The 4120-nt window shown below is 65.3% G+C and carries 4 protein-coding genes; all 4 read right to left on the reverse strand.

Going from position 1 to position 4120, the window contains the following annotated elements; translation table 11 throughout:
- Positions 1-159 precede the first annotated feature (159 nt).
- The 4 genes from VDP82_RS14790 to VDP82_RS14805 are packed head-to-tail and all read right to left on the reverse strand — an operon-like array spanning position 160 to position 4076.
- Positions 160-1263: a mandelate racemase/muconate lactonizing enzyme family protein gene (locus VDP82_RS14790; protein WP_323015601.1), complete on the reverse strand. Its 1104-nt coding sequence runs from the start codon at positions 1261-1263 to the stop codon at positions 160-162.
- 4 nt (positions 1264-1267) lie between these two features.
- The gene (locus tag VDP82_RS14795) at positions 1268-2110 is read right to left on the reverse strand and encodes an ABC transporter permease (protein WP_323015602.1); all 843 of its coding nucleotides are present in this window, start codon (positions 2108-2110) and stop codon (positions 1268-1270) included.
- Entirely contained in the window at positions 2110-3027 is a 918-nt protein-coding gene (locus VDP82_RS14800; protein ID WP_416347127.1) for an ABC transporter permease, read from the reverse strand. Before VDP82_RS14800 ends, VDP82_RS14795 begins: the two co-directional genes overlap by 1 nt.
- Positions 3028-3029: 2 nt before the next feature.
- A complete protein-coding gene (locus VDP82_RS14805) occupies positions 3030-4076 on the reverse strand; it encodes an ABC transporter ATP-binding protein (protein WP_323015604.1) in 1047 nt (348 codons plus the stop codon).
- Positions 4077-4120 lie beyond the last annotated feature (44 nt).

Raw genomic sequence — 4120 nt, forward strand, 5'->3', positions numbered from 1 at the left:
AGCCGCCGCCCTTGCCCCAGAAGAGCGGGTCGGCATGATCCTCCGGCAAGGGCACGACGATGTCGTATCCGCCATGGCACAGTAGGGTCAGTCTTCCGCCAAGGGCGGGGGCCAACTCGGCCTCGATCCCGCCATGGACGAGGCGCAGCCGCCCCGGCCTCACCGGGGCGGCCATGCCCGGTCGCGATATTTTTCCACAACCGCGTCGTCGGGGACAAAGCCCAGGCCAGGACCCGCCGGCAGGGCGATGCGCCCGGCTTGGGGCTGGGGGGTGTCGCGCCCGATAAAGGCCTCGGGGGTGACATAGAGATATTCGAACAGCGCCTCTTGCGGCAGGGCGGCGAACAGGTTGAGCGTAGCGAAATAGCCTGGTCCGAAATAGGGCGAATGCGGCATCAGCACCCGCCCGGCGGCGCGGGCGCGCTCCGCGATGTCGATAAATACCGAAATCCCGCCCACCTTGGTCACGCTGGGCTGGGGAAAGGCGATGCCGTCGATCAGCGCCTCGAACGCGAAGGCGGTGCAGGCATTTTCGCCGGCGCCCACCGCAACGCCCTCGGCCTGGATGGCGGAAAGCGTCGCCACGTCCTCGGGGGGAAATACCGGCTCTTCAAGCCACATCACCTCGGCTTCGCGCAGCACCGGCACCATGGCGGAGGCCTCTGCGCGGCTCCAGTTGCAATTGACGTCGACGGCGAGGCCCGGCCCCTTCCCCATGGCCGCACGCGCCGCGCGGATCGGCTCAGCGGCGATTTCGTGCAGCTTGACATGGTCATAGCCACGCGCCACCGCCTCCCCGGCATAATGGGCCGCCAGTTCCGCGTCGCGATAGGCGACGAGGCTGGCATAGGCGGTAACGCTTTGCGGCGGCGTTGCCGAAATCAGCTCGGCGAGCCGCTTGCCCGCGCGTTTGGCCTTGAGGTCCCAAAGCGCGATATCGACGCCCGACAGGGCGAAGATGGTGATGCCATAGCGCCCGAACAGGTGCAGCGCCTGTTGGGTGGCGCGGTTCCAAGCCGGGATATCGGCGATGTCGCGGCCGATCGCCTGCGGAGCGATCATGTCCTGGACGGCGGCGGCCACGGCGCGGGCGCAGAAATAGCCGAAGGCCTCGCCCCAGCCGACATTGCCGTCCTCGTCCTCGATGCGCACCAGCACATTGTCCAGAATGTGCCAGCGCGTCGGAGTGATGCCCTCGCCGCGCCCGCCATCCTCGAAGGGAATGCGCACGATGGTGGTGGTGATGCTTTTGATGGGCGCCATGGCGTCAGACCTTCTGGCTCTTGACCCGGCCCACCAGCTGGGACGGATCGACGAAACGCAGCGCGATCAAAAGGCCCGTCATGGTGGTGAGCATGTACATCACCGCCATGGCGTCCACCGATTGCTGGGCGCGCACGCCCGAGGCGAACATCGAATAATAGAGCGCCACGATCAGCGTCTGGCTGTCCGGACCGGCGGTGAGGAAGGTCAACTCGAACATGGAGATGGTGCGGATCAACACCAGGATTCCCGCCGCCAGGATGCCGGGCATCAGCAGCGGCACCAGGATGCGCCAGAATGTGGTGAGCGAGGAGGCCCCGAAGACACGCGCCGCCGCTTCCAGCCGCGGGTCGATCTGCTCGATGAAGGGGGTCATCACCAGCACCGCAAAGGGCACGCTGGGCACCAGATTGGCCAGGATCACCCCCCACATCGTGCCGCCCGCGCCCACCTGATAGAGCACGGTGGCCAGCGGAATGCCGTAGGTGATGGGCGGCACCAGCAGCGGCACGAGGAACATCAGCATGACCAGGCCCTTGCCCTTGAACTGAAGGCGGGCCAGCGCGTAGGCGGCCGGCACACCGACGGCGAGCGAGATGGCGACCACGGCCAGGGTGATCTCCACCGTCACCAGCAGCACGTGCTGGAGCTGGAATTCCTTCCAGGCCTCGCCATACCATTTGGGCGTGAACTGCTCGGGCAGCCAGCCGGTGAACCAACCGGTGCCGAAGGAACTGACCACCACGCCGGCGATGACCAGCATCACATTGACGACGAAGAAGAACATGCAGGCAATAACGAACCAGCGCCAGGCGCGCGGCACGATTGTATCGCGGATGAAGTCCATTACCCTTTTCCTCCAACAACCGGGCCACGATAGGAAAACTGGCGCAGTCCAAGCACGATGCCCACGATAATCAGCTGGGTGGCGCCCATCACCATGGCCACCGTCGAGGCCATCGACCAGTTATATTCCTCATAGGCCATTTCATAGGCGGCAATGGAGATGACGCGCGTCGCCCCGGCCGGCGCGCCCAGCAGCACGGCGGAGGGGAAGACGGCGAAGGCCTGCACGAAGGTAAGGCAGAAGGTGATGGTCAGCCCCGGCACCAGCAGCGGCAGGTAGATGCGGCGGAACTGCTCGATGGGCGAGGCCCCCAGGGTGGCGGCGGCCCGCGCCAGGGTGGGATCGATGCCGGTGGTGTAGGAGAGCATCATCATGAAGGCGAAGGGAAAGCCGGTAATGAGCAGCGATAGCGCCACGCCCCAGTAATTGTTCAGTAGGCGCAGGGGCGAGCCCAGAATTCCCAGTTCGAGCAGGGTCCGGTTGAGCCAGCCATTGGGCGCCAGATAGAGCATCAGTCCTTCGGCCACCAGCACCGTGCCCAGCGTCATGGGGATGACGAGAAGCGTCGAGAGCAGGCGCTGCCCGCGCGAGGGCGTGCGCAGCATGAAGGCGAAGGGCACGGCCAGCCCCACATTGAGGATGGTGACCGGCAAAGCGAGCCAGAGCGTCTTGCCCACGGTTTCGTAAAGGCGCGGCTGGCTGAAGAAGCGCTGGTAATTATCCAGCCACCCGGCATTGTCTCCCTGCGGATTGAACGAGGAGATGAAGCCGTAGATGAAGGGGTAGATGAAGAGCCCGACGATCACCAATACGCCCGGCACCACCATCAGCAGGCGCATGTCGCGCCCAGCGACGCCGGACGGGTCGGCATTGGCGCTGCGCGCGCCGGCGGAAGGGGAAAGGGTCTGCCCGGCCATGGTCACAGCCCCGTCATGGGCTGGGCCGGCCGGGGATAGACCAGCAGGTGGTCGGCCGGCACCGAGACATGCACGCGCTCGCCCGGACGCACCTTGTCGCCGAGCCGGGCATAGATCTGGCCGCCACTGTCCAGGTTGAGTTTGATGGTGCTGTCTCGCCCGCCATAGATGACGCTTTCGACCACGGCCGGCAGGCCCTTGTCGGAGAACGCCACGTCGTCGGGCTTGAAGGCGGCGACCAGCGGGCCCGCGCCCATGTCGGTCAGCGCCGTGGCCTCGAGCACGACGCCCTTGTGATCGACGCTGAGCCGGCCGGCGCGCGGCGCGGCGGCGGCGGTCACATCGAGCAAATTGCGATAGCCCATGAACAGGGCCACATCGATATTGATCGGGCGGTTATAGAGTTCCTCGGGGGCGCCCTGCTGCTGCATCACGCCCTCCTTCATCACCACGATGCGGTCGGACATGGCCAGCGCTTCGTCCTGATCGTGGGTCACATAGATGGTGGTCAACCCAAGGGTCTGGTGTATGCGCAGGATTTCCTCGCGCATCTCGATGCGCAGCGCCGCGTCCAGATTGGAGAGCGGCTCATCGAACAGCACCAAAGGGGGCTCGATGACGATGGCGCGGGCGATGGCGACGCGTTGCTGCTGGCCGCCCGAAAGCTGGCCGGGCAATTTGTCGGCATGCTGCTGCAGGCGCACCAGGTTGAGGGCCTTTTCCACGCGCTGTTCCTGCTCGGCGGCGGGCACCTTGCGCATTTCGAGGCCGAACCGGATGTTCTTGCGCGCGCTCATATGGGGAAACAGTGCATAATTCTGAAACACCATGCCGAAGCCGCGCCGCTCGGGCGGCAGTGTGTCGATACGGCGGTCGTCGAGCCATATTTCACCCGCGCTCAGCGGCAGCAGGCCCGAAAGGCAGTTGAGCGCGGTGGATTTGCCGCAGCCGGACGGGCCGAGCAATGAGACGAACTCCCCGGCCTTGATCGAAAGGTTCATGCTCGAGAGCGCCTGATAGCCGCCGAACGAACGGGTGATCGATTTCATCTCTAATTGCTGGAACACACTGGCTCTCCCGAGAAAAACACGCC

Source organism: Devosia sp. (assembly GCF_034675085.1).
Taxonomy (GTDB): Bacteria; Pseudomonadota; Alphaproteobacteria; order Rhizobiales; family Devosiaceae; genus Devosia.

Excerpts from the sequence above, each read along its gene's own strand:
- VDP82_RS14795 (WP_323015602.1), bottom strand. The coding sequence starts at position 2,110 with ATGGACTTCATCCGCGATACAATCGTGCCGCGCGCCTGGCGCTGGTTC.
- VDP82_RS14800 (WP_416347127.1), bottom strand. The coding sequence starts at position 3,027 with ATGGCCGGGCAGACCCTTTCCCCTTCCGCCGGCGCGCGCAGCGCCAAT.
- VDP82_RS14790 (WP_323015601.1), bottom strand. The coding sequence starts at position 1,263 with ATGGCGCCCATCAAAAGCATCACCACCACCATCGTGCGCATTCCCTTC.
- VDP82_RS14805 (WP_323015604.1), bottom strand. The coding sequence starts at position 4,076 with ATGAAATCGATCACCCGTTCGTTCGGCGGCTATCAGGCGCTCTCGAGC.